Origin of the sequence: Streptomyces sp. 3330 (genome assembly GCF_031456635.1) — a bacterium.
In the GTDB taxonomy this organism is placed as follows: domain Bacteria; phylum Actinomycetota; class Actinomycetes; order Streptomycetales; family Streptomycetaceae; genus Streptomyces.
In genome coordinates, this window is sequence record NZ_JAVDVA010000005.1 from 241,729 (window position 1) to 264,819 (window position 23,091).

General features: G+C 72.3%; 25 protein-coding genes. 14 read left to right on the plus strand and 11 right to left on the minus strand.

What is annotated here, in order from left to right; all coding sequences use genetic code 11:
- The 4 genes from J2X68_RS11235 to J2X68_RS11250 form a co-directional block, all read right to left on the minus strand.
- Positions 1 to 852, minus strand: coding sequence for a TetR family transcriptional regulator (locus J2X68_RS11235; protein ID WP_310432313.1), 852 nt, complete (start codon positions 850 to 852; stop codon positions 1 to 3).
- Between the two features lie 10 nt (positions 853 to 862).
- Positions 863 to 1,372 (minus strand): DCC1-like thiol-disulfide oxidoreductase family protein, encoded by a 510-nt coding sequence (locus tag J2X68_RS11240; protein WP_310432467.1) that lies wholly within the window; start codon positions 1,370 to 1,372, stop codon positions 863 to 865.
- Between the two features lie 5 nt (positions 1,373 to 1,377).
- Positions 1,378 to 1,794, minus strand: a complete 417-nt coding sequence (locus tag J2X68_RS11245; RefSeq protein ID WP_310432314.1) for a hypothetical protein — start codon at positions 1,792 to 1,794, stop codon at positions 1,378 to 1,380.
- A gap of 100 nt (positions 1,795 to 1,894) precedes the next feature.
- The gene (locus tag J2X68_RS11250) at positions 1,895 to 2,302 is read right to left on the minus strand and encodes a VOC family protein (protein WP_310432315.1); all 408 of its coding nucleotides are present in this window, start codon (positions 2,300 to 2,302) and stop codon (positions 1,895 to 1,897) included.
- 149 nt (positions 2,303 to 2,451) lie between these two features.
- Between J2X68_RS11250 and J2X68_RS11255 the strand changes: the two genes are divergently transcribed.
- From J2X68_RS11255 to J2X68_RS11265, 3 genes are all read left to right on the plus strand, one after another.
- Positions 2,452 to 2,955, plus strand: coding sequence for a TM2 domain-containing protein (locus J2X68_RS11255; RefSeq protein WP_310432316.1), 504 nt, complete (start codon positions 2,452 to 2,454; stop codon positions 2,953 to 2,955).
- Entirely contained in the window at positions 2,948 to 3,367 is a 420-nt protein-coding gene (locus J2X68_RS11260) for a DUF2752 domain-containing protein (RefSeq protein WP_310432317.1), read from the plus strand. Before J2X68_RS11255 ends, J2X68_RS11260 begins: the two co-directional genes overlap by 8 nt.
- A gap of 235 nt (positions 3,368 to 3,602) precedes the next feature.
- On the plus strand, positions 3,603 to 3,866 hold the full coding sequence (locus tag J2X68_RS11265) for a TM2 domain-containing protein (RefSeq protein ID WP_310432318.1): 264 nt from the start codon (positions 3,603 to 3,605) through the stop codon (positions 3,864 to 3,866).
- 85 nt (positions 3,867 to 3,951) lie between these two features.
- Here J2X68_RS11265 and J2X68_RS11270 read toward each other — a convergent pair whose 3' ends face one another.
- From J2X68_RS11270 to J2X68_RS11290, 5 genes are all read right to left on the minus strand, one after another.
- Entirely contained in the window at positions 3,952 to 4,713 is a 762-nt protein-coding gene (locus J2X68_RS11270) for a succinate dehydrogenase iron-sulfur subunit (RefSeq protein ID WP_189920427.1), read from the minus strand.
- Positions 4,713 to 6,467, minus strand: a complete 1,755-nt coding sequence (sdhA, locus tag J2X68_RS11275) for a succinate dehydrogenase flavoprotein subunit (RefSeq protein ID WP_310432319.1) — start codon at positions 6,465 to 6,467, stop codon at positions 4,713 to 4,715. The genes J2X68_RS11270 and sdhA overlap by 1 nt, the downstream gene beginning before the upstream one ends.
- Before the next feature lie 33 nt (positions 6,468 to 6,500).
- Positions 6,501 to 6,983: a succinate dehydrogenase hydrophobic membrane anchor subunit gene (locus J2X68_RS11280; RefSeq protein ID WP_310432320.1), complete on the minus strand. Its 483-nt coding sequence runs from the start codon at positions 6,981 to 6,983 to the stop codon at positions 6,501 to 6,503.
- Positions 6,984 to 6,988: 5 nt separating this feature from the next.
- Positions 6,989 to 7,369, minus strand: coding sequence for a succinate dehydrogenase, cytochrome b556 subunit (sdhC, locus tag J2X68_RS11285; RefSeq protein ID WP_272112828.1), 381 nt, complete (start codon positions 7,367 to 7,369; stop codon positions 6,989 to 6,991).
- Between the two features lie 253 nt (positions 7,370 to 7,622).
- Positions 7,623 to 8,162: a 2-oxo-4-hydroxy-4-carboxy-5-ureidoimidazoline decarboxylase gene (locus J2X68_RS11290; protein ID WP_310432321.1), complete on the minus strand. Its 540-nt coding sequence runs from the start codon at positions 8,160 to 8,162 to the stop codon at positions 7,623 to 7,625.
- A 249-nt stretch (positions 8,163 to 8,411) separates the two neighbouring features.
- Here J2X68_RS11290 and J2X68_RS11295 point away from each other — a divergent pair, with 249 nt between their 5' ends.
- From J2X68_RS11295 to J2X68_RS11325, 7 genes are all read left to right on the plus strand, one after another.
- The gene (locus tag J2X68_RS11295; RefSeq protein ID WP_310432468.1) at positions 8,412 to 10,001 is read left to right on the plus strand and encodes a glycoside hydrolase family 20 protein; all 1,590 of its coding nucleotides are present in this window, start codon (positions 8,412 to 8,414) and stop codon (positions 9,999 to 10,001) included.
- Positions 10,002 to 10,311: 310 nt separating this feature from the next.
- Positions 10,312 to 10,866 carry a hypothetical protein gene (locus J2X68_RS11300; protein ID WP_310432322.1) on the plus strand — a complete coding sequence of 185 codons (555 nt, stop codon included), beginning with the start codon at positions 10,312 to 10,314 and terminating at the stop codon, positions 10,864 to 10,866.
- A gap of 55 nt (positions 10,867 to 10,921) precedes the next feature.
- The gene (locus tag J2X68_RS11305; RefSeq protein ID WP_310432323.1) at positions 10,922 to 11,386 is read left to right on the plus strand and encodes a hypothetical protein; all 465 of its coding nucleotides are present in this window, start codon (positions 10,922 to 10,924) and stop codon (positions 11,384 to 11,386) included.
- Positions 11,387 to 11,544: 158 nt separating this feature from the next.
- Positions 11,545 to 12,177 (plus strand): RNA polymerase sigma factor, encoded by a 633-nt coding sequence (locus tag J2X68_RS11310; RefSeq protein ID WP_310432324.1) that lies wholly within the window; start codon positions 11,545 to 11,547, stop codon positions 12,175 to 12,177.
- 94 nt (positions 12,178 to 12,271) lie between these two features.
- A complete protein-coding gene (locus tag J2X68_RS11315; protein ID WP_310432325.1) occupies positions 12,272 to 13,138 on the plus strand; it encodes a hypothetical protein in 867 nt (288 codons plus the stop codon).
- A 293-nt stretch (positions 13,139 to 13,431) separates the two neighbouring features.
- Complete coding sequence (locus tag J2X68_RS11320) at positions 13,432 to 14,091, plus strand: RNA polymerase sigma factor (protein ID WP_310432326.1); 660 nt, start codon at positions 13,432 to 13,434, stop codon at positions 14,089 to 14,091.
- Positions 14,091 to 15,260, plus strand: coding sequence for a hypothetical protein (locus J2X68_RS11325; protein WP_310432327.1), 1,170 nt, complete (start codon positions 14,091 to 14,093; stop codon positions 15,258 to 15,260). The genes J2X68_RS11320 and J2X68_RS11325 overlap by 1 nt, the downstream gene beginning before the upstream one ends.
- A gap of 212 nt (positions 15,261 to 15,472) precedes the next feature.
- On the opposite strand, the gene J2X68_RS11330 is transcribed toward J2X68_RS11325, so the two are convergent.
- Positions 15,473 to 16,327 (minus strand): L,D-transpeptidase family protein, encoded by an 855-nt coding sequence (locus J2X68_RS11330; RefSeq protein WP_399039719.1) that lies wholly within the window; start codon positions 16,325 to 16,327, stop codon positions 15,473 to 15,475.
- A gap of 192 nt (positions 16,328 to 16,519) precedes the next feature.
- Between J2X68_RS11330 and J2X68_RS11335 the strand changes: the two genes are divergently transcribed.
- Positions 16,520 to 18,100 (plus strand): methylmalonyl-CoA mutase family protein, encoded by a 1,581-nt coding sequence (locus J2X68_RS11335; RefSeq protein ID WP_310432329.1) that lies wholly within the window; start codon positions 16,520 to 16,522, stop codon positions 18,098 to 18,100.
- Positions 18,101 to 18,360: 260 nt separating this feature from the next.
- Here the strand turns inward: J2X68_RS11335 and J2X68_RS11340 are convergent, their stop codons facing one another.
- Entirely contained in the window at positions 18,361 to 19,698 is a 1,338-nt protein-coding gene (locus tag J2X68_RS11340) for an FAD-dependent monooxygenase (RefSeq protein WP_310432469.1), read from the minus strand.
- Between the two features lie 88 nt (positions 19,699 to 19,786).
- Between J2X68_RS11340 and J2X68_RS11345 the strand changes: the two genes are divergently transcribed.
- From J2X68_RS11345 to J2X68_RS11355, 3 genes are all read left to right on the plus strand, one after another.
- Positions 19,787 to 20,437, plus strand: coding sequence for a TetR/AcrR family transcriptional regulator C-terminal domain-containing protein (locus tag J2X68_RS11345; protein ID WP_310432330.1), 651 nt, complete (start codon positions 19,787 to 19,789; stop codon positions 20,435 to 20,437).
- Between the two features lie 248 nt (positions 20,438 to 20,685).
- A complete protein-coding gene (locus J2X68_RS11350) occupies positions 20,686 to 21,669 on the plus strand; it encodes a glycosyltransferase family 2 protein (protein WP_310432331.1) in 984 nt (327 codons plus the stop codon).
- The gene (locus J2X68_RS11355; RefSeq protein WP_310432332.1) at positions 21,666 to 23,021 is read left to right on the plus strand and encodes a polysialyltransferase family glycosyltransferase; all 1,356 of its coding nucleotides are present in this window, start codon (positions 21,666 to 21,668) and stop codon (positions 23,019 to 23,021) included. The genes J2X68_RS11350 and J2X68_RS11355 overlap by 4 nt, the downstream gene beginning before the upstream one ends.
- Positions 23,022 to 23,091: the final 70 nt, after the last annotated feature.

The window sequence follows — 23,091 nt, forward strand, 5'->3', positions numbered from 1 at the left end:
TCAGCCCGAGGAAGAGCCCGCAGGGTCCGAGGAGCCCGCGGGGTCCGCCGAGCCCGTCCGGCCCGGCGGGCTCTTCCTCGCGGGGTCCGGCAGGGCGTTGGTCATGCCGGGCAGGAAGTCCGTGAACAGGTCGTGGACCTCCAGCACGAGCGGCCGCAGCACCCGGAACCGGGCCAGCGCCACGCCCCGCGCGGTGAGACGCGCGCCCCGGCCGGCCAGCCGGTAGCTGCGCTCGCGCCCCTCCGTGCGGTCGTAGATCCAGTACATGACGAGGCCCATCTGGGAGAGCCACATCAGCTCGGGCAGCACCTCCCGCAGCTCCTCCGGGACCTTCGCCTTCGATCCCGCGAGCACCTCCTTGTGGACGGCGATGGCCTCCCTGCGCGCGTGCTCCGACTCGGCGGAGAAGGGGCTGAGCGGGCTGTCCGGGTCGGCGGCGTTCTTGAAGAACTGGACCGCGAACTCGTGGTACGGCCTGGCCACGTCCAGCCAGACCCGCAGCACCCCCGCCAGCCGCGCCTCCAGGCTGGTCTCCCGCGCCAGGATGTCCCGCACGGCCTCCCGGTGCTCGGCGGCGAGCCGGTCGTAGAAGCCCTGGATCAGGTGCTCCTTGCCGGCGAAGTAGTAGTAGGCGTTGCCGACCGAGACGCCGGCCTCCTGGGCGATGGCCCGCATCGTCGTCTTGTCGTAGCCGCGCTCCTGGAACAGCCGCATCGCCGTCTCCAGGATCAGAGCGCGGGTCTGCTCGGACTTGGACGTGGGGGCGGCCTCATGGCGTTCGGTCGCGGCAGCGGCCTCATGGGGCTCGGACGGGGTAGCGGCCTCGGCGGGACCGTCGTTGTTCGCGGGCACGTACAGGAGCCTAGCCAGTGGAGCAGGTGCCGTCCGCACAGGTGGGCGGGTGGTGGCTCCAGCCCAGCTGCGGGTCGTACGACCAGCCGTCGCCACGGTGGTAGACGCCCCCGCCCCAGCCCGCGGACCGGCCCTGTCCGTCACGCCACTTGGCGGCGGCGAGGACGGCGCCCCGCGCGAGCTTCGCCCCGGCGGGGGTGCTCAGCCGGTGGGACAGCGGGCGGTACTCGCGCAGCGCCCACAGGGTGACGATCCAGGCGGCGGCGCCCCGGTAGACCTGGCCGGAGTCGCCGACGACGGTGATCTCGTCGAGGGTCGCGCGGTGGTCGAGGCCGGGGAAGCGGGCGGCGGCCTGCGCGGACCCCGCCGGGACGAACTCCAGCGGCACCAGCTGCGGCTGCCGGCCCAGCCAGTCGCGCAGGAACCCGCACAGGGAGCATGCGGCGTCGTGCAGCACGGTGAGCCGGCGGACCGGGACGCGCCGGGCGTCCCGGTCGTCGGCGGCCTGAGCGGCGGCCATCGTGCTCACGCCCCGGTGGTGGGCGCCGAGGGAGCGGCCCAGGCCTGCGGGGCGACGGGCGGGATCTGCTCCCGCTCCATGACCCCGCGCCGCCGGATCCGGTTGAGGACGTACACGTTGGCCAGGTGCATCGCGCCGAGCACCAGCAGCACCACGCCCACCTTGGTCGACAGGGCCTCGAAGATGCCGCGCGTGTCCTCGATGGTGTCGTCGCCGCTCAGGTAGAGGGCGACGAAACCGAGGTTGACGAGGTAGAAGCCGACCACCAGAAGGTGGTTGACGGCGTCGGCGAGCTTCTCGTTCCCCTGGAGCACGTCGGCGAGGAACACCCGTCCGTTGCTGCTGAGGGTCCGTGCCACCCAGACGGTCAGACCGATGCTGACGATCAGGTAGACGACGTAGGCGATGACCGTGCGGTCCATGTTCCCCACCTTTTCTGAACGCGTTCAAGACGCTGTCGTGCGAGGACTGTAGCGCTTGTTTTGAACACGTTCAACCGAGGGGGGCCGTCGTTTCGCCGCCCTAACGCCTCGCCAGCTCGGGCCGCTTGAGGTAGTCCGTGAAGCCGAGCACGTTCCCCCAGGGGTCGGCGATCTCGACGGTCCAGCCGGTGGACGTGGAGAACGGCGGATCCAGCGGGGGGATGCCCGCCTCGGTCAGCCGCCGCGCCGCCGCCCGCGCGTCCGGCACCTCCAGCCAGACACGCGGGGACGGCCAGGGCGGCGGCCGGTGCCCGAGGGCTTCCTCGTGCCGGAGCAGGACCCCCGGCGTCTCGCCCCCGACCTTCAGCAGCGCGATCCCGGCCTCGTCGAACCGCAGTCCCACCGTGAACCCGGCCCGCTCGTAGAAGCCGACCGCCTCGCCGAGATCCCCGACGGGCAGGAGGAGATTGTCGAAACCGAGCAGCTCGTACGACTGGTCATCTGACATGCCGTCAGATTAGGTGTACAGGACCCGAAAATCGGTCAAGAGCACCCCGGTCTCCGCGTGGCGGGTTTTCTGCTGCAAGATGTTCTGCACTCATCCGCACTCGTCTCATCTGCGGATGATCCGATCACCTGACCTCGGGGGAACTCGCCTTGTCCGAAACGCCACAGCAGCCGCAGGAGCCCCAGCAGCCGCCGCAGCCGCCGCCCGGCTACGGGTATCCGGCCGGCCCCGGCGGCCCGCAGGACGCGGCTCCGCCCGGCCGGCCCGGGCCCGGCCCCTACGGCTACCCCCAGGCCGGCCCGCCGTACCCGGGCTACGCCCATCCCGGATACCAGGCTCCCGGCTATCCCGGGCCCGGCTACCCCGGACCTGGCTACATACCGCCCGGCACCTTCACCGGCGACCCTCAGGCCCCCTACGGGTACGACGTCCTGGGCCGTCCCTACTCCGAGAAGTCGAAGATCGTCGCGGGGGTGCTCCAGCTGACCCTGGGCAGCTTCGGCGTCGGCCGGTTCTACATGGGTGACGTCGGCATCGGCCTCGCCCAGCTGTTCACCTGCGGCGGCCTCGGCATCTGGGCGCTGATCGACGGCATCATCCTGCTGGTCAGCGACGACAAGACCGACGCCGACGGGCGGATCCTGCGTGGCTGACGCGGAACGCCTCTCCGCGAGGTGTTCGGCCGCGCTGCGGCACCCGGCGACGGCACCCCTCGCGGTGCTCGTCGCCGGCGCGGCCGGTTCCGCGTATCTCTACGTCACCGACCCGCATCAGCCCGGCCACTGGCTCCCGCGGTGCCCGTTCCGGCTCGTCACCGGCCTGCTCTGCCCCGCCTGCGGCGGCACCCGCCTGGTTTACGACCTGATGCACGGTCACTTCGCCCAGGCCTGGCTCGACAACCGGGTCCTGCTGCTCGCCTCGCCGTACGCGCTCGCGTTGCTGGTCCGCTGGATGTGGGCGGGCCTGCACGGCCGCACCTGGCATCCGCGCCTGAGCCCGAGGGGTACGACGGTCGTCCTCGGCGTCGCGGTGGCATGGACGGTGCTCCGGAACGTAGTTGACTGATTTTGATCACGGATCAGGAACGATGGATCATCTGTACTCCCTTTTTACCCTCTGTTTTCTCTAGGCTCACCATTCACAGGGGGGACGTCCTGGCATGGCGGAGCCGTGCGGGGGCGTGGGTCGAGATCGGTCGACGTCGGTCGACGCGGGATTCCGTCGCGTCGCGTTCCTCCTGGACTCCCCATTTCGGAGCAGACCGCACCGGTCTCCCGCAGGCATTTCAGGAGCAGTTCTCATGACCGTCCCCACCCCGCAGGCCCCCTACGGGGTCGACCCGCTTGGTCGTCCGTACTCCGACAAGTCCAAGATCGTCGCCGGCATCCTCCAGCTCTTCCTGGGCACCCTCGGCATCGGACGCTTCTACGTCGGCTCCGTCGGCGTGGGCATCGCCCAGCTGTTCACCTGCGGCGGCCTCGGCATCTGGGCGCTGGTCGACGGCATCCTGTTCCTCACCAGCAACGACCGCACCGACAAGCAGGGTCGCGTCCTGCGCGGCTGACACCGGCGCGGCGACACACGGCGAGGGCCCCGCTCCCAAGGAGCGGGGCCCTCGCCATGTCGTGGGGCTCAGCGAGCCGGGAGACTCAGAAGCGGCGCGTGATCAGCGCCCGCTTCACCTCCTGGATCGCCTTCGTGACCTCGATGCCGCGCGGGCAGGCGTCCGTGCAGTTGAACGTCGTGCGGCAGCGCCAGACGCCGTCCTTGTCGTTCAGGATCTCCAGGCGCTGCTCACCCGCCTCGTCGCGCGAGTCGAAGATGAAGCGGTGGGCGTTCACGATCGCGGCCGGACCGAAGTACTGGCCGTCGTTCCAGAACACCGGGCAGGACGACGTGCAGGCCGCGCAGAGGATGCACTTCGTCGTGTCGTCGAACCGCTCGCGGTCCTCGGCGGTCTGGAAGCGCTCACGCGTGGGCTCGTTCGTGTCCTTCGTGATGAGGAAGGGCATGACGTCCCGGTACGCCTGGAAGAACGGCTCCATGTCGACGACCAGGTCCTTCAGGACCGTCAGGCCCTTGATGGGCTCGACCGTGATCGGCTTCTCGGGGTTGATGTCCTTGATCAGCGTCTTGCACGCGAGGCGGTTCTTGCCGTTGATCCGCATCGCGTCCGAGCCGCAGATGCCGTGGGCGCAGGAACGCCGGAAGGTCAGCGTGCCGTCGACGTCCCACTTGATCTTGTGGAGACCGTCGAGCACACGCTCCTTCGGGTCGATCTCCAGCTGGAAGTCCTGCCAGACGGCCTCCGCCGAGACCTCCGGGTTGAACCGGCGGACCCGGAAGGTGACCGTGATGTACGGAGAGGCCGCGGACTCCGCCTCGACCTTGTCCAGAACGGGGGTTGCCATCAGTACTTACGCTCCATCGGCTGGTAGCGGGTCTGGACGACCGGCTTGTAGTCGAGACGGATGGACTCGGTGCCGTCGTCGCCGACCTCGCGGTACGCCATGGTGTGGCGCATGAAGTTGACGTCGTCGCGGTTCGGGTAGTCCTCGCGGTAGTGACCGCCGCGGGACTCCTTGCGGGCCAGCGCCGACACCGCCATGACCTCGGCCAGGTCGAGCAGGTTGCCCAGCTCGATGGCCTCCAGCAGGTCGGTGTTGAACCGCCGGCCCTTGTCCTGGATCGAGATGTTCTTGTACCGCTCGCGCAGCTCGGCGAGCTTCTCGACCGCCGTCTTGATCGTCTGCTCCGTGCGGAACACCATGACGTTCGCGTCCATGGTCTCCTGGAGCTCGCGGCGCAGCTCCGCCACCCGCTCGGTGCCGGTGGACGAACGCAGGTGCTCCACCTGGTCGATCACCTGCTGCGCGGGGTTCTCCGGCAGCTCGACGTACTCCGCCTTCTGGGAGTACTCGGCGGCCGCGATGCCGGCCCGCTTGCCGAACACGTTGATGTCCAGCAGCGAGTTCGTGCCCAGACGGTTGGCGCCGTGCACCGACACGCAGGCGACCTCGCCGGCCGCGTACAGGCCCGGCACGACCGTCGTGTTGTCGCTCAGGACCTCGCCCGCGACGTTCGTCGGGATGCCGCCCATCGCGTAGTGCGCGGTGGGCTGGATCGGGATCGGGTCCGTGTACGGCTCGATGCCGAGGTACGTGCGCGCGAACTCCGTGATGTCCGGGAGCTTCGCGTCCAGCTGCTCCGGCGGGAGGTGGGTGAGGTCCAGGTAGACGTGGTCGCCCTCGGGGCCGCAGCCGCGGCCTTCCCGGATCTCCGTGTAGATCGAGCGGGACACGACGTCACGGGACGCCAGGTCCTTCATGACCGGCGCGTACTTCTCCATGAAGCGCTCGCCGTCCTTGTTGCGGAGGATGCCGCCCTCACCGCGGGCGCCCTCCGTCAGCAGGATGCCCATGCGCCAGATGCCGGTCGGGTGGAACTGGAAGAACTCCATGTCCTCCAGCGGCAGCCCGCGCCGGTAGACGGCCGCCTGGCCGTCACCCGTCAGCGTGTGCGCGTTCGAGGTCACCTTGAAGAACTTGCCGGTGCCGCCGGAGGCGTAGATGACGGCCTTCGCCTGGAAGACGTGGATCTCGCCGGTCGCCAGCTCGTACGCGACCACGCCCGCGGACCGCTTCACACCGTCGACCTCGGTGATCAGCTGGTCGAGGACGTAGAACTCGTTGTAGAACTCCACGCCCTCCTTCACGCAGTTCTGGTAGAGCGTCTGGAGGATCATGTGACCGGTGCGGTCGGCCGCGTAGCAGGACCGGCGGACCGGCGCCTCGCCGTGGTTGCGGCTGTGACCGCCGAAGCGGCGCTGGTCGATCGTGCCGTCGGGTGTCCGGTTGAACGGCAGGCCCATCTTCTCCAGGTCGAGGACGGAGTCGATGGCCTCCTTCGCCAGGATCTCGGCGGCGTCCTGGTCGACCAGGTAGTCACCGCCCTTGACCGTGTCGAAGGTGTGCCACTCCCAGTTGTCCTCCTCCACGTTGGCCAGCGCGGCGGCCATGCCGCCCTGCGCGGCGCCCGTGTGGGAGCGGGTGGGGTAGAGCTTGGTCAGCACGGCGGTGCGGCTGCGCTTCGTCGACTCGATCGCCGCGCGCATACCGGCGCCGCCGGCGCCGACGATGACGGTGTCGTACTTATGGATCTTCATGAGTGGTTCTCTCAGTCCCTCGGTCCCGTGCGCCTAGCGGATGTTCGGGTCGAAGGTGAAGATCACCAGCGTGCCCAGCAGGATGGTGAACACCGTGGCGGTGTAGAGCAGGCCCTTCAGCCACAGCCGGGTGTTCGCGCGTTCCGCGTAGTCGTTGATGACCGTGCGCAGGCCGTTCGCCCCGTGCAGCATGGCGAGCCACAGCATCAGCAGGTCCCAGACCTGCCAGAACGGGGAGGCCCAGCGGCCGGCCACGAAGGCGAAGCCGATCTTGGAGACGCCGCCGTCCAGGACGAGCTGGATCAGCAGGTGACCCAGGACCAGGACGACCAGCACGACGCCCGACAGGCGCATGAAGAGCCAGGCGGCCATCTCGAAGTTGCCCCGGGTGGACCGGGGGGTCTTCTTGGTGCGCTTGCGCGGGGGCTCGATGAAGGGGGCGGGGTTGTCCACGTCGTAGACGGAACCGCCCTCGACGGGGCCGATCCCGGCCGCGGTGGTTTCAGTGGTGGCCATCGGTCTCAGCTCCCGAACAGTTCACGAGCGGCGTGGCCGAGCACGGGGTAGATCGCCCCGAGCATCAGCACCAGCCACAGGCCGACGACACTCCAGAGCATCTGCTTCTGGTAGCGCGGGCCCTTCGACCAGAAGTCGACGGCGATGACGCGCAGGCCGTTGAGCGCGTGGAAGAGGATGGCGGCGACGAGGCCGTACTCCAGCAGCGCCACGACCGGCGTCTTGTAGGTGGCTACGACCTTGTCGTAGTCCTCGGGGGAGACACGCACGAGCGCGGTGTCCAGCACGTGAACGAACAGGAAGAAGAAGATGAGGACGCCGGTGACTCGATGAGCCACCCAGGACCACATTCCTTCCCGGCCGCGGTACAGCGTTCCAGCCGGCACGGAAGAACCCTCCGGGAGCGGGGATTGGGGCCTGCCGGCTTGGGGTGTCGGACGGGCCCGGCCGGGTACGGTCCACCGGCCCCCAGCATCGTAGCGAGGCGCTGGCGCTCGGCTTACGTCGGGCCTACCTGTGTGATCAAAGTGGCACGCAGATGGGTGAGCGTTGCGGCATCCGGGGTGGTGTGCCCCGTTTCGGGCGCCCGTCGTGGCCGGTTGCACCCCGCCGTGGCCGCACCCGTCACCGCCGCACGCCTCAGGCGAGCCGCGCCAGACGCTGCCTGGCCAGTCTTCGGAGCTCCTCCGCCGCCACGACCCGCTCGTCCTCGGGATCGTTCGTCAATCGTGACCGGATGCTCGTCAGGACGTGGTCCAGGGACTCCTCCCGGGGGACGCCGTCGAGGCAGATGACGAACGCGTGTCCGAATCTGGCCCGGTAGGCCACGTGGGCCGCGTTCAACGCCATGTGCGCCGCCCCGTAGGCGTCCTCCGGCAGGCCGGGCAGCGACTCCGCCGCCAGGGCCTCCGCCAGATCGCCCGGGCTCAGGTCGTACGCGGCCTCGTCGGAGGCGGCCAGCAGGGCGTCGAGCGTCGGGTACGGGCGGTGGTCGGCGAGGCGGCGGGCCCAGCGCAGGCTGTGCAGGCAGGTGAGGAGGGTGCGGTGCGCCTCGTCGGCGGGAGCGGAGTTGAGACCGTCCAGCGCGGGTGCGGGTGAGCTCCGGGTCTGCGCCGGTATGGCGAGGCAGCCGGAGGGAGGGGAGAGACGGTGCGCAGGCAGCGTGGATCCTCGCGTCACGTGTGATGTGGCAGGGGATGCAGTGAAAGGTGTGTCGACACGTTATCGAGAGCGGTCAGGACGTGTCTGACCGATGCCTGAATTTCACCCGAACGAGAGAGTTTCGGAACGTGTCGTGGACTCCGTCACCCCGTGCTCGGCGCGCTTCGGGCGGCCGGGGGTCGTACGGTTGGCGGAGTGAGCAGGCACAGGCATCGGCGCCGGGCGCCGCAGAGCACACCGCACCGGCAGGTCGTGGCGCGGTCACTCCTGGCGGGTGGCCTGGTCGCCGCCCTCGGCGCCGGGATCGCCGTGTGGGCCTCGTCGGACGACGACAGCGCCACGGCGGCCGGAGCGTCCGCCTCCCGGCAGGCCGCCGCGAGGACGGGCGCCGGGGCCGCGCAGGCCGCGACCCCCACGCCCAGCCGCTCCTACGCCCTCTCCACCACCCCCCGCACCATCCCCGCCGTCAGCGCCCACACTCCCGCGCGCGGCCCCGGGTGGAAGCCGCGGTCCACGCACCGGGTGGTGGTGAGCGACGCCGGGCTCGCCGACGAGGGACGGCTGGTCGCCGGTGAGCTCGGGCTGACGTACGCGGGCGAGAAGGACGACGTGCGCGCCGGTGACCTGCGGCTGGCCCTCAACGACGACGAGGGCGCGAACCCGGAGTCGTACACCATGACCGTGCGCGGCGGGCGGGTCACCATCAGCGCGCCCGCCGACGCGGGCGTCTTCTACGGCACCCGCACCCTCAAGCAGGCAGTGCACGCCGGCGGTACGGCGCCGGAGGGCGTCGTGCGGGACCAGCCGGCCAAGCCGCAGCGCGGGTTCACGCTGGACATCGCGCGCAAGCACTTCACCGCCGCCTGGATCGAGGACCGGGTCCGCGAGCTCGGCGACCTGAAGTACAACCAGCTGGGCCTGCACTTCTCCGACGACCAGGCCTTCCGGATCGAGTCCGACACCCACCCGGAGATCGTCTCGGACCCGCACCTCACCAAGGCCCAGGTGAAGAAGATCGTCGACCTCGCGGCGGCCCGGCACATCACCGTCGTGCCCGAGATCGACTCGCCCGGGCACCTGGGCGCCGTCCTCGCCGCCCACCCCGAGCTCCAGCTGCGCAACGCGAGCGGGGTGGCGACCCGCGGGGCGATCGACATCTCCAAGGAGGAGTCCGCGAACCTCCTCGACGACCTGCTGGACGAGTACGCCGACGTCTTCCCCGGCGGCTACTGGCACCTCGGCGGCGACGAGTACCAGGCCCTGACGGTCTCCAGCCCGTCGGCCTCCTACCCCCAGCTCGCCGCCGCCGCGACGGCCCGGTACGGCTCCGGCGCGGGCGTCGCGGACCTCACGACGGGCTGGCTCAACGACCGCGCCGACACCGTCCGCGCCCACGACCGCACCATGCGGGTGTGGAACGACGGCTTCTTCCGCGGGACGTCGGTCAAGCCGGCCTCCGACCTCGTGGTCGCCTACTGGACGGGCAAGGAGATCGGGGCGCGGCCGCCGGTCGAGTATCTGAGCGCGGGGCGCAAGATGCTCAACTACAACGACGAGTACCTGTACTACGTCCTCGGAGAGCCGAACGACTTCGCCTACCCGACCGGGCGGCGGATCTACGAGCAGTGGACCCCGCGGGTGCTGCGCGGCACCACGCCGGTCGCGGCGAAGTACGACGCCCAGATCCTCGGCGGCTCCTTCTCGGTGTGGTGCGACCTCGCGAACTCGCAGACCCAGGACCAGATCGCGGCCGGGATCCGGATGCCGCTGCGGGCCACCTCGCAGAAGCTGTGGGACGCCGGGACGCCACCGCTGACCTGGGCACAGTTCACGGCGCTGGCGAACAGGCTCGGCTGATCCCGGCGGACTCGCGCGCCGGGCCGCCCGCCCGGCCCGCGTGCCGCCCTGCCCGAGGCCCGGGGGAGACGCACCCGGCCCGCACCCGTGCACGCCCCCCCCCGGGGCACCCGCCGCATGCCGCCCGCCCACCCCCGTCCGTCCCGCGCGCGGACGGCGGCGGAATCGGCGGGTTCGGCGGAAGGGGTAGCGGTGACGGCCCCCGATGGAGTTGGCTGAAAAACCGTGCCTGTGACACTCCTGACCCGTCGCACGCAGTAAGGGGAAGTGCGGGCTCCGTAAGGTCGGTGCCCTGGCGAGGGAGGCGTGGATGAGCCTGGTGGAACTGATCGCTCAGGCCGACGAACGCGGACTGGCTGCCAGCGGGCTGGCTTGTTTGGATCGGTGCATACCCCTGCTCGGGGGCGACGACGAGATCCTCCGACCCCTCTGGGGGAACCTCACGGAGGACGCCGACGCCGCCGGCTGGGGCGGGCTGCTGGAAGAAGCGCGCGGCAAGCTGGCGTCGGCCCCGGAGGAGGGCGACGAGGCCGAGCTGCTGGCCCGCCGGATGCTGGACGCCGCCCCCCAGGACCGCTCCGCCGCCGACGTACGGCTCTGGGCCGACGCCTGCTCCGTCGCCTCGCTCCAGATCCACCGCCTCCTCGACCCGGCCGAGGACGCCTCACCGGTCGACTCCTGCCGCGAAGGCCTCACGGAGGGCATGTCGCCCCTCGTCGCCGCCGAGCTGCGCCGCCAGGCCGTCGTCCTGGAGGTCCTCGCGGGTCATGGCGCGGGCGGACTGCGCCGCGCCCTCGAGGTCTCCGTGGAGGGCCGCCGGGTGCTGCGCGCGGTGGTTTCGCGGCGGGCGCGTGGACGTAAGTGAGCGGAGTGCGGGGGAGATGGGTCGGTCCTGCACCGGTCTCGGCGAGGCCCCGGACATGAGTGACGCAACCCGCGCCGACCTCGCTCTTCCTGATGTGACAGACAGGACGACCGACCAGACCGCCCAGACCGACCGGAGCGGCCGGCCGCCCCGCCCCTCCGCCGCGGCGAAGCCCGTGCGGTGGGCCGCGGAGGCGCTGGCCGCCGTGCCCGACGCCGTCCGGCCCCATCTCGACCACTCGGCGCAGAGCCTGTGGCGGGTCGACCGCATGATCGAGGACCTGCGGCGCGAGGGCCCGTCGCCCACCGCCGTGGCGCAGACGCTGCGCGGGTTCGGCTCCTACGCGGGCGAGGTGATCGTCCGGCAGACCGGCGGCGAGTGGTGGGGCTCCGCGGGCGACCACTGGGTCCGCACGCCCGACGGCCGTCTCTGGGAACCCCTCGACGAGGCCCGCCGCTGCTTCGGCGGCCACGGCTCCCTGCGGCTGCTGTGCAGGGACGCGATGCGGGCCCGGCGGTAGGCCGGGTGGACGCGGGCGGGCCCGGCGGCGTATGTGCCGGCTGTGACACTTCTGTGCGGCCCGACGCTGATGACCGTGGGGGGCGTGGCCGCGTACGGACCCGGGGTCCGGCGGGGGAGTCGCGCGCCGGAACGAACTCCGCACGAACGAGGACAGTCTTGGGCCAGGGAGGGGAACCCCGGCGCGCGCAGGCGTACGACGGGGAACTGGGCGCGGCCGTGACGCGGGCCCAGGACGGCGACGAGGCCGCGTTCGCCGTGGCGTACCGGCTCGTGCAGCCCGGACTGCTCGGCTACCTGCGGGGGATCGTCGGCGACGAGGCCGAGGACGTGGCCTCCGACGCCTGGCTGGAGATCGCCCGGGATCTGGGGCGGTTCAAGGGCGACGGCGCCGGGTTCCGCGGCTGGACCGCGACCATCGCCCGGCACCGGGCCCTCGACCATCTGCGCCGGCTGCGGGTCCGGCCCCGGTCGGCGGCGCTGGACCAGGACGCCGTCGTCGACCTGGCCGGTCCGCACAGCACGCACGACGAGGCGCTGGAGTCGCTCTCCACCGAGCACGCCCTCGAACTCGTCCGCGGGCTGCCGCGCGACCAGGCCGAGGCGGTGCTGCTGCGGGTGGTGGTCGGGCTGGACGGACCCGCCGCGGCCCGCGTGCTCGGCAAGCGCCCGGGCGCCGTCCGCACGGCGGCGCACCGGGGCCTGAAACGGCTCGCCGGTCAGCTCGGCGCCGCGAACGCGGGCGAAGGTGTGACGGATGGCGGCTCCCGAACGCTGGGGGAGTCGACATGAACGGCGGGGGCCACGGACCGTATGGATCAGTGGCGGGTCCGGCCATCAGGCCGAGCGGCCTGACCGGACGGACGGGACAGAGGCGGAAACGGACATGGGTGAACGGCTGAACGACGGCGCGGGCCACGGCCGTCGGCACGCGCACCCCGCGGACGCCACCGCCGAGGACGCCCGCCTCGCGGAGGCCGCCGCCGACGCGGCAGCGGGCGCGGCGCTTCCCCTGGAGGCGCTGCTCGTCCGGGCCCTGAGCGCCCAGGACCCGCCCGGCGACGGCGAGCTGCGGGCCGTCGCCGCCTTCCGGGCCGCCCGGGACGCCGGTGCGCACCAGGCCCGGACCCGGCGCCGGGACGACTGGCGGCCCAGGGCCCGGCGGCACACCGCCCGTTCGCTGCGGGCCTCGCTCTCGGTGCTGGTCGCCGGCCTCGCGCTGGGCGGGGCGGCCTTCGCCGCCGTCGGGTCCTCCGCGGACGGCGGCGCCGACGGCGCGGCCCGCTCCGGCCCGTCGGCCACCCCGACCGGGTCCGGGGCCCGGGCCGGGGCCGGCTCCGCGGCCAGCGCGTCCGTGAGCGACCGGCCGGCCGTGCCGGACGGCCCGGACCGGCCCGTGAGCGCCGGGGACACCGACGCGCACTGCCGCGCGTACGAGAAGGTCCAGGGGCGCGGCCAGGCGATGGACTCCACCGCCTGGCAACGGCTCGTGACGGCGGCGGGGGGCGAGGCGAACGTCACGGCGTACTGCGCGGCGGTGGAGGCGTCTCGGTCGGCCATGGCGTCGGGAGCCGCCTCGTCGGCGGACGGATCCACGTCCGGCAAGGACCCCGAGGCGGACGAGACTCCGCAGAACGGCAGGAGCCCCGAGGCCGACCGGACGCACAAGGCCGCGTCGGCCACGCAGGCCGGGCGGACACCCGAGGCCGAGAAGAGCGGCAAGGCCACCGGGAGCGGGGCCGAAGGCCGGTAAACGGTTGCCGCCAAAGCAACGGCCGAGGCCGCCACCCCCCACAGGAGAGGCCCCGGCCGTCGCGCGGCACGGGCCGCGCGGCGGCCCGTACTCCCTACAGCGCCATGAGTGCGTTTTCTGTCACACCCCGAGCGCACCCGCTCGCGTCACGAGTTAGTTGCATGTTCTACGGACATGGACGTGCGGCGGTTTCAGGTCGTAACGTGCCTTTCGCGCCGGACGGCCAAGCGGCAGACCACCGCAACGACCTGCGGTCCAGAAAACCGCGAACCATCGACCGAGGAAACCACGACGTGGGGGACGACGCGGAGCTGACAGCCGCGGTGCTCGCGGCACAGAACGGGGACGAGACCGCGTTCCGGACTGTGTACCGCACGGTGCACCCGCGGCTGCTCGGGTACGTACGCACGCTCGTCGGCGACCTCGACGCCGAGGACGTGTCCTCCGAGGCCTGGCTCCAGATAACCCGGGACCTGGAGCGGTTCAGCGGTGACGCGGACCGCTTCCGCGGCTGGGCCGCCCGGATCGCCCGCAACCGCGCCCTGGACCACATACGCATGCGCGGCCGGCGCCCGGCGACGGTCACCGACGACACCGAACTGACGGGCCGGCCCGCCGAGTCCGACACCGCGGGCGAGGCCATGGAGGCGCTGGCCACCGGCCGCACCCTGGATCTCATAGCCCGGCTGCCGCAGGACCAGGCCGAGGCCGTCGTGCTCCGGGTCGTCATGGGCCTGGACGCCAAGACGGCCGCCGAGACGCTCGGCAAACGGCCCGGCGCCGTGCGTACGGCGGCGCACCGCGGTCTGAAGAAGCTCGCCGACCTGCTCGGCGCGGACCCGGAGACGGGCGCCGCGCTCGACGCGCTGCCGTCCCCGCGAGAACCGCGCACGCGTGCGGTGACGTCCGCCGGTGTGACGCATACGTGCGCGCGGACGCAGAAGGACATGTGATGGCCGACAAGCAGGACAGGTGGCTCGATCGCGAAACGGCGGAGCGTCTGCTGCGCGGTGAGTCACCGGACAACGCTGTCGACGCCGTCGATGCCGTGGCCCGGGAAGAGGAAGAGCGGCTCGCCCGGACCCTCGGCGCGCTCGCCGCACTGGCCGCCGAGCCGCTGCCCGCGGACGAGGAACTCCCCGGTGAGGCCGCGGCCCTGGCCGCCTTCCGCAAGGCCCACGCGGACCGCGCCGACCTCGCCGGACGCCCCGGTCCCGCCATGGGGCCCGCCGGAGCCGGCGGCGGGACGGCCGCCGCGACGGGTCCCCTCCGGGACACGCCCGCCGCCGACGCGGGACTCGTGCGCATCGGCGGTCGCGTCCCGGCAGCCGGGCGTCCGGCCCGCTGGGGCCGGCCCGTACGGCTGGGGCTGGCCGCCGCGCTCGCCGCCGGGATGGTGGGCGGCATCGCGGCCGCGACCGGCGCCCTGCCGACCCCCTTCGACGGCGCCGAACCCGCCCGTCCCGTGGCCTCCGTCCCGGCCCCCGTGGTCCCGGACGAACACGCGCCCGTCTCGCCCGCGCCGGACGCCTCCGGCGGCGGGGACCCCGCGACACCGGACGGCGGCACGGGCGGCACCGGCCGCGAGGACGCCGGGAAGGGCGGCGCGGAAGGCTCCCCCTCGGCCACCCCGGACGCCGACGGCAGCCGGCCGGCCGGCGTGACCTCGTCCTGCCGCGACCTGAGCGCCGGCCGCGCCCTGGACGCCGGGCGCCGCCAGACCCTGGAGCAGCTCGCGGGCGGTCCGACGCGCGTCCCGAAGTACTGCGCGGGCGTCCTCGACGGCGCCGCCGGAAACTCCCGGGGCGACGACCGCTCCCCGAACGGCGCCACCGGCCGGGACACCGGGAAGAACCAGGGCGACCGCGGGGGCCGCGACGGCGCCTCCGGCGACAAGAGCGGTTCGGGTGACAAGAGCGGCTCCGGCGACAAGGGCGGCTCCGACGACGACGGCGACGGCGACCGTGGTCGTGACCGGGACGGAGACCGGGGCCGTGACGGCGAGCGCGGCCGGGGCCGGGGTCACGGGAGCCGCGGCGGCGACGACGGCGGCGACCGGGGCGGCGACGGTTCCGGACCCTCGGGCCACTCCGGCGGAAGCTCGTCCTCGCACCGCCGCTGACCTGCGACTTCGCTGATCGGCGAAGTTTTTTCGCCAGGGGTGTGACGTTTTCGGCGGCCGGTGCGCAGTAAGAAGTGAGCCGACTGGTCATCGGCCCTTGCACAGAGCCGGGGTTCCCCCCGTACTTCTGGCTCGTGCGCTCGGCGCGGGCGGGACACGTTCCCCCGGTCCCGCTCGCGCCCCAAACTCCTCACCTCGCCCGCGCCCCGCGCTCACCAGGACACGACGACCTTGTCGCCGTTGCGCACCTGCGTGAAGAGCCGTGCGATCGCCGCCTCGTCCCGCACGTTGACGCAGCCGTGCGAAGCCCCCGCGTAGCCGCGGGCGGCGAAGTCGGCCGAGTAGTGCACGGCCTGCCCGCCGCTGAAGAACATCGCGTACGGCATCGGCGAGCGGTAGAGCGTGGACACATGGTCCCGGGACTTCCAGTAGACGTGGAACACGCCCTCCCGGGTGGGCGTGTACTGCGAGCCGAAGCGGACCGACACCGTCGTGAGAGTCCGGCCGTCGACCATCCAGCGCAGGATCCGGCTCGTCTTGTCGATGCACAGCACGCGTCCGGACAGGCACCGCGGATCCGGCGCGGCGGCCGGCCGGCCGCCCATCGGATACAGCTCCCACTCGCCGGGTTCCCGGGTCATCCTCAGCAGCCGCTGCCAGGTGACGGCGTCCGCCTTCCCTGTCGCCGGGAGCCCGCGCTTGGCCTGGAAGCCCTTCACGGCCCGCTCGGTGACCTCGCCGTACGCTCCCGTGGGCCCCTCGAAGAGCCAGGCGATCTGGCGCAGCCGGGCCTGGAGTTCACGGACGTCGCGTCCCTGGTCGCCGCGCGACCACAGGACCGCGGGAGGCGGGGCGCCGGTGGCCGGAGCGCTCGGCCGGTCGTCGGTGGTGGTCCTGGCCGGGGCCGGCGCCGAGGCCGCCCCGCCGTCGCGTCCGCCTCCGGGGCCCGCACACCACAGCCGCACACCGTCACCAGGGCCGCCGTGCCGGCCAGGACGGCGATCGTTCTCCGCATCCGCATGCCGGAGATGTTCCCCCCGGACGACGCCTCGCGAACGGACCGGCATTGCGGTGACCGGCGCCGCGGGACAGTCTGTGAGGAAGGTCCCAGCGCGGCCCTCTGCACGGGCTGCGCGCGCGCCGATACAGTCCGTCGGACGGTCGGACCGTACTGGCGGGTAACCGGCGGTCGCAGACGGCCGGTAGGTGACCCGAGCGGTCGAAGCAGCGGGTATTGCTCAGCGGGAGGCATCACACCCATGGCGCGTGAGTCGGAGTCCGGACTGCCCATCGAGCCGGTGTACGGGCCGGAGGACCTGGCGGGCTGGGACCCGGCCGGGCAACTGGGCGAGCCGGGCCGGTACCCCTTCACCCGGGGCGTCTACCCGTCGATGTACACCGGCCGGCCCTGGACCATGCGCCAGTACGCGGGCTTCGGCACGGCGGTGGAGTCCAACGCCCGCTACAAGCAGCTGATCGCCAACGGCACGATGGGCCTGTCGGTCGCCTTCGACCTGCCCACGCAGATGGGCCACGACTCGGACGCCCCGATCGCGAGCGGCGAGGTCGGCAAGGTGGGCGTGGCCATCGACTCCGTCGAGGACATGCGGGTGCTGTTCGGCGGGATCCCCCTGGACAGGGTGTCGACGTCCATGACGATCAACGCCCCGGCGGCCCTGCTGCTGCTCATGTACCAACTGGTCGGCGAGGAGCAGGGCGTCCCGGCCGACCGGCTCACGGGCACGATCCAGAACGACGTGCTGAAGGAGTACATCGCGCGCGGCACGTACATCTTCCCGCCCAAGCCCTCGCTCCGCCTGATCGCCGACATCTTCAAGTACTGCAAGGCCGAGATCCCGAAGTGGAACACGATCTCGATCTCCGGCTACCACATGGCGGAGGCGGGCGCGTCCCCGGCGCAGGAGATCGCCTTCACCCTGGCGGACGGCATCGAGTACGTGCGTACGGCGGTGGCGGCGGGGATGGACGTGGACGACTTCGCGCCCCGGCTGTCCTTCTTCTTCGTGGCCCGGACGACGATCCTCGAAGAGGTCGCGAAGTTCCGCGCCGCGCGCCGGATCTGGGCGCGGGTGATGCGCGAGGAGTTCGGCGCGAAGAACCCCAAGTCGCTGATGCTCCGCTTCCACACGCAGACGGCCGGCGTCCAGCTGACGGCCCAGCAGCCCGAGGTGAACCTGGTCCGGGTCGCCGTCCAGGGTCTGGCCGCGGTGCTCGGCGGCACCCAGTCCCTGCACACCAACTCCTTCGACGAGGCGATCGCGCTGCCCACGGACAAGAGCGCGCGCCTCGCCCTGCGCACCCAGCAGGTGCTGGCCTACGAGACGGACGTGACCGCGACCGTGGACCCCTTCGCGGGTTCCTACGTCGTCGAGAAGATGACCGACGACGTCGAGGCGGCGGCCGTCGGGCTGATGCGGAAGGTCGAGGACCTCGGCGGCGCGGTGGCGGCCATCGAGCGCGGCTTCCAGAAGAACGAGATCGAGCGCAGCGCGTACCGGATCGCGCAGGAGACCGACTCCGGCGAGCGGGTGGTGGTCGGCGTCAACCGCTATCAGCTCGACGCCGAGGAGCCCTACGAGCCGCTCCGCGTGGACCCGGCCATCGAGGCCCAGCAGGCCGAGCGCCTGGCGCGGCTGCGCGCCGAGCGCGACCAGGCCGCGGTCGACGCCGCCCTGGACGCCCTGAAGAAGGCGGCCGAGGGCGAGGACAACGTCCTCTACCCGATGAAGGACGCGCTGCGGGCCCGGGCGACGGTCGGCGAGGTGTGCAACGCCCTGCGGGAGGTCTGGGGCACGTACGTGCCGTCGGACGCGTTCTGAGGCGGCGGGTTCGGAGGCGGCGGGTTCCGACGGGTTAGGAGGCGAGGCGTTCTGAGCCGACGGTTCTGAGGCGGCCGTTCTGAGCCGGGCAATTCCTGGCCGGACGGCTGCGCGCCGACGGTTCCGCGTCGGTCCCGTGCGCTGCCGGCGGGGCCGGGCCCCGTCGCCGCCCGCCGCCCGCCGCCCCGTCGCCGTTCCGTGCCGGAGGCCGTCGGTGGCGTTCTCCGCGCGTCCGCCGGCCGCCTCCCCGGCGGCGCCGACTAGCCGAGGCCGACCCGGGCGCGGTAGGTCCCGAGGCCGTCCTCCGTGTCTCCCGCCCAGCCCACGTATCCGTCCGGGCGGACCAGGAACACGCCGGAATCCAGGGTCAGCAGGGTCCAGTCCGGGCCCTTGAGCCGGTCGAACAGGCGGACGCCGTCGACCGTCAGGTCCGGGACGCGGTCGCCCGCGGACAGCGGGCCGGGGTCGCGCCGGGTCTCCTCGCTCAGTGACGAGTGCCGGTAGTTCAGGCCGAGCTGCCGGGTGGCCGCCCCCCGCCTCGCCTCCGCGCGGAGGATCGCGGTGGACAGGCCGAGCACGTGCTCGGCGACGGGGCGGCGCTCCTCCTCGTAGGTGTCCAGCAGCGCCTCCGGCGCCCGTCCGCCCAGTACCGCGCCCAGTTTCCAGCCCAGGTTGTACGCGTCCTGGACGCTGGTGTTCAGGCCCTGGCCGCCGGCCGGGGAGTGGACGTGCGCCGCGTCGCCGGCCAGGAAGACCCGTCCCTCGCGGAGGCGGTCCGCCAGGGCCGCGCGCGGGCGGAAGTCGGACGCCCACAAGAGCTCGGTCACCGCCTCGGGCGCCAGGTGGGTGCGCTCCGCGACCAGCTTGCGGACGCCTTCCGGGGACAGATCCGGTTCCGCGCCCGCGGAGAGCCGCGCCACCAGCTGGAACTGGTCCGTCCCGGCCAGCGGGCACAGCGCCAGGAAGCCCGAGTCCGGCCCGCTCGGCGGGAAGACGTGCCACCAGGTCCGCTCCAGCTCCGGGATCCGCACGTCCGCCACCAAGGCCCGGTCCGGGTCCAGCGTCTCGCCCGCCATCGGGATGCCCAGCGCGCGGCGCACCGCCGAGCGGCCGCCGTCCGCGGCGACGGCGTACCGGGCGCGGACCGGAGCGCCGGAGGCGAAGTGTGCCGTCACGCCTTCCGCGTTCTGCCCGATCCGCACCACCTCGCGGCCGAAGGCCACGGTTCCGCCGAGCTCCCTCAGCCGCGCCAGCAGGATCTCCTGGTTGCGCCACTGCGGGACCATCCAGGGGCCGGTGAAGCGGGAGCCCTCCTCGCCGTCCTCCGCCGGGTCGAACATCGCGTGCCGGCCGACCTGCTCGCCGTCCGTCCAGATCATGCCCACCGGGTACGCGCCGCCGGCGGCGAGGATCTCGTCGAGGACGCCGAGATCCTCGTAGACCTCCAGCGTGCGCGGCTGGAGGCCCTTGCCTCGTGAGCCGGGGGCGAGGGTCTCGCCCCGTTCCACCACCAGCGCGTCCACTCCGCGCCGGGCCAGGTCGATGCCGAGGGCGAGGCCGGTGGGGCCCGCGCCGACGATCAGGACGTCCACGTCCACGTGCGCCGTCAGATCCATGCCACTCTCCTTAACGCTGTTAAGTGATGTCGTTCAGGAGACTGCCCTTAACGGCGTTAAACTGTCAAGCGTGAGTACCGGACGACGCGCCCCCCTCGACCGCAAGCGGGTGGCGGACACCGCCCTCAGGCTGCTCGACGAGGCGGGCCTCGACGGGCTGACCCTGCGTGCCATCGCCACGGAGCTGGACGTCAAGGCGCCCGCCCTCTACTGGCACTTCAAGGACAAGCAGGCACTGCTGGACGAGATGGCGACCGAGATGTTCCGCCGGATGGTCGAGGGCATCGCCTTCGACCCCGACGACACCTGGCAGGACCGGACGCGCAAGGCCAACCACGGGCTCCGGGCGGCCCTGCTGGCCTACCGCGACGGCGCGAAGGTCTTCAGCGGCTCCCGCTTCACCGGCACCGACCACGCCGTGCAGATGGAGGAGAACCTGCGCCTGTTCACGGCCGCGGGCTTCACCCTGGCCGACGCCGTGCGCGCCTCGTCGACCGCGTACGCGTTCACCGTCGGGTTCGTCATCGAGGAACAGGGCGTGCACCCGCGGCCGGACGAGCGGCGCGAGGGGTTCGACGTGGCGGAACGCGCCCGGCTGCTCGCCGGGTTCCCGCTGTCGGCGAAGGCGGGCGCGGAGATGTTCGAGGACTACGACCGCCAGTTCGCGGAGGGCCTGGAGATCATCGTGGCCGGCATCGCCGCGCGGTACGGGGTGCGGTAGCGGTACGGGGTGATGCGGCGGGGAAACGGGGCGCCGTGGCGGCGAAAAGGGGAAAGGGTTAAGGGGAAAAGGGGAGGAGAGGGGGGAGAGGGGAGAGGGGCCGCCTCGCCCGTTCCTCATCCGTCGTTTCCCGGCCCTGTCCGGATGTCACGCCGAATTCACCTGGCTGTCGGTGACGGGACACGCGGAAGCAGATCCTGCTTTCTTAGGATCACCTGACTTTCCGCTGAGAATCCAGGTGCGCACACGTGGCCAATACTCCGACCCTGTCCGTCGTCGTCCCCTGCTACAACATCGAGTCGTTTCTGCCCGAGACGGTGACCAGTCTGGTCAACAACGCGCGGGACGACTTCGAGTTCATCTTCGTCGAGGACAGATCCACCAAGGACAGGACCTACGAAGCGCTCCTCGCCCTGACGGAGCGGCTCGGGAACAGCCGGGTGATCCGGCACGAGCGGAACGGCGGACTGGCGACCGCGCGCAATACCGGCATCGACGTCGCGGAAGGCCGCTACCTCACCTTCCTCGACGGCGACGACTGGCTGGCGCCGGGATATCTGGCCCGGCTGGTGGACGTCGTCGAGCGGTTCGACGTCGACTTCGTCCGCACCGACCATGTGCAGGTCACCGGTATCGAGCGCACCGTCCACCGGGCGCCCGAGGGCCGCCGCCACACCCCCCTCGACCCGCGCACCTCGATCCTCCCCGTCGACGACACCACGATGGTCGACTATCCGTACGCCTGGGCCGGCGTCTACCACCGCCGCCTCCTCGACCGGGGCATGCTCCGCTTCCACGACGGGCTGCGCACCGCCGAGGACCGGCCGTGGATCTGGGACCTGCACCGCAGGGCCGAGTCGTACGTCGTCGCCAGCCTGCACGGGGTCTTCTACCGCCGGGGCATCGCCAGTTCGCTCACCCAGATCGGTGACGTGCGCCAGCTGGACTTCTTCCGCTCCTTCGAGCTCGTCCTCGCCGAACTCGCCGACGATCCCGAGGCGGACCGGCTGCGTGGGAAGGCGCTGCGCAACTTCTGCGTCGTCATCGCCCACCAGCTGATCGACCGGCGCCGGTTCGAGCGCAGTGTGGCCGCGCGGCTGAAGCGGCTGGCCGCCGAGGCGCTGGGCGGGATGAGCGAGGAGGAACTGGCCGAGGCCGTGGTGGGGATGGGCGAGGAACGCGTACAGGTACTGCGCCGGGTCCGCGGCGGCATGAAGGGTGTGGCGGCGTGATCCAGATATTCTGCTCGGCCACCCAGTACGCGGCCGCGACCGTCACCGCCGCGATCCGCGCCGGTCTGTTCGGCCCGCGCGAGGGCGTCCGCCGCATCCTCGTCGTCAGCGACACCGCCCCCGCGCCGGAGGTCGGCACCCCGCTGGACCGGATGACCGGCTTCGAGAAGCTGCGCCCCGAGTTCGACCAGGTGCACTCCTGGAACGAGTTCATCTCGCCCCACCACCCGGCCGGCTGGTCGCCGCGCGCCCAGGACACCAGGCTCTGGGAGAAGGCCGTACGCCTCGCCTGGGAGCTCGGCGAGGAACCCGTCGAGATCGCCTGCGAGTCCATCCAGGCCAACCCCTCCCGCGCGATCGCCGACATCTTCGCGGACAGCCCGATCCACGTGTACGCGGACGGGCTGATGAGCTACGGCCCCACCCGCAACCGCATCCCGCACGGCATGAGCAGCCGCATCACCCGGGTGCTCCACCTCGACCTGGTGCCCGGGCTGCGGCCGATGCTCCTGTCCGAGTACGGCGTCCGGCCCGAGGCCGTGCCGGGCGAAGCGATGATCGACGTCCTCGCGCAGCTCGGCGAGTCCGGCGCCGGCGTCCTCGCCGAGCGGCTCCCGGCCGGCCACCGGGCCACCGCCGTGCTCCTCGGCCAGTACCTCTCCGCGATCGACCTGCTCACCCAGGACGAGGAGGAGCGGCTGCACGTCCGCATGCTGCGCGCCGCCGCCCGCGCGGGGCACGAGGACGTGCTGTTCAAGCCGCACCCGAGCGCGCCCGCCGTCTACAGCGAGTCCCTGGAGGCGGCCGCCGGGGAACTCGGCGTGCGGCTCACCGTGCTCAACGAACCGGTCCTCGCCGAGACGGTCTTCGCCTTCCTGAAGCCGAAGCTCGTCATCGGCTGCTTCTCCACGGCGCTGATGACCGCCGCCGCCTTCTACGGCATCCCCGTCGCCCGGGTCGGCACGGAACTGCTCCTGGAACGCATCACGCCGTACGAGAACAGCAACCGCGTCCCGCTCACCATCATCGACGCGGCGCTGCCCGACGCGGAGCACGCGGAACTCGGCGCCCCGCTGGAACTCGCGGGGGCGGCCGAGGAGCTGACGCCCCTGATCCGGGCCGTGGGGTACTGCATGCAGTCCCGCAAGTACCACGGTCTGCGCGGCGAGACGGCCGCCTGGCTCGCCGGGCATCTCACCGAAGGGTCCCCGTACCGGCGCTACTTCAAGCGCCGCCGCCTCACGAGCCTGCGCCTGCCCGGCGGCGGCCCGATCCGGGCCGAGGCGCTCCGCCGCCACCCGGCGGTACGACGCGCCGTCCGCCGGATCCGCTCGACGGCCCGCCAGGGATAGGCCCCCCGGGGCGTGAACGAGCGTGGTTCCCGCACCTCGAAAGGGGCGCGGGAACCACGCGATCGTCCAC

What these genes read in the sequence shown, in the direction of transcription:
- J2X68_RS11240 (WP_310432467.1), bottom strand. Translation starts at nt 1,372, where the DNA reads ATGGCCGCCGCTCAGGCCGCCGACGACCGGGACGCCCGGCGCGTCCCG.
- J2X68_RS11245 (WP_310432314.1), bottom strand. Translation starts at nt 1,794, where the DNA reads ATGGACCGCACGGTCATCGCCTACGTCGTCTACCTGATCGTCAGCATC.
- J2X68_RS11250 (WP_310432315.1), bottom strand. Translation starts at nt 2,302, where the DNA reads ATGTCAGATGACCAGTCGTACGAGCTGCTCGGTTTCGACAATCTCCTC.
- J2X68_RS11265 (WP_310432318.1), top strand. Translation starts at nt 3,603, where the DNA reads ATGACCGTCCCCACCCCGCAGGCCCCCTACGGGGTCGACCCGCTTGGT.
- J2X68_RS11270 (WP_189920427.1), bottom strand. Translation starts at nt 4,713, where the DNA reads ATGGCAACCCCCGTTCTGGACAAGGTCGAGGCGGAGTCCGCGGCCTCT.
- sdhA (WP_310432319.1), bottom strand. Translation starts at nt 6,467, where the DNA reads ATGAAGATCCATAAGTACGACACCGTCATCGTCGGCGCCGGCGGCGCC.
- J2X68_RS11280 (WP_310432320.1), bottom strand. Translation starts at nt 6,983, where the DNA reads ATGGCCACCACTGAAACCACCGCGGCCGGGATCGGCCCCGTCGAGGGC.
- J2X68_RS11300 (WP_310432322.1), top strand. Translation starts at nt 10,312, where the DNA reads ATGAGCCTGGTGGAACTGATCGCTCAGGCCGACGAACGCGGACTGGCT.
- J2X68_RS11305 (WP_310432323.1), top strand. Translation starts at nt 10,922, where the DNA reads ATGAGTGACGCAACCCGCGCCGACCTCGCTCTTCCTGATGTGACAGAC.
- J2X68_RS11315 (WP_310432325.1), top strand. Translation starts at nt 12,272, where the DNA reads ATGGGTGAACGGCTGAACGACGGCGCGGGCCACGGCCGTCGGCACGCG.
- J2X68_RS11325 (WP_310432327.1), top strand. Translation starts at nt 14,091, where the DNA reads ATGGCCGACAAGCAGGACAGGTGGCTCGATCGCGAAACGGCGGAGCGT.
- J2X68_RS11330 (WP_399039719.1), bottom strand. Translation starts at nt 16,327, where the DNA reads ATGCCGGTCCGTTCGCGAGGCGTCGTCCGGGGGGAACATCTCCGGCAT.
- J2X68_RS11335 (WP_310432329.1), top strand. Translation starts at nt 16,520, where the DNA reads ATGGCGCGTGAGTCGGAGTCCGGACTGCCCATCGAGCCGGTGTACGGG.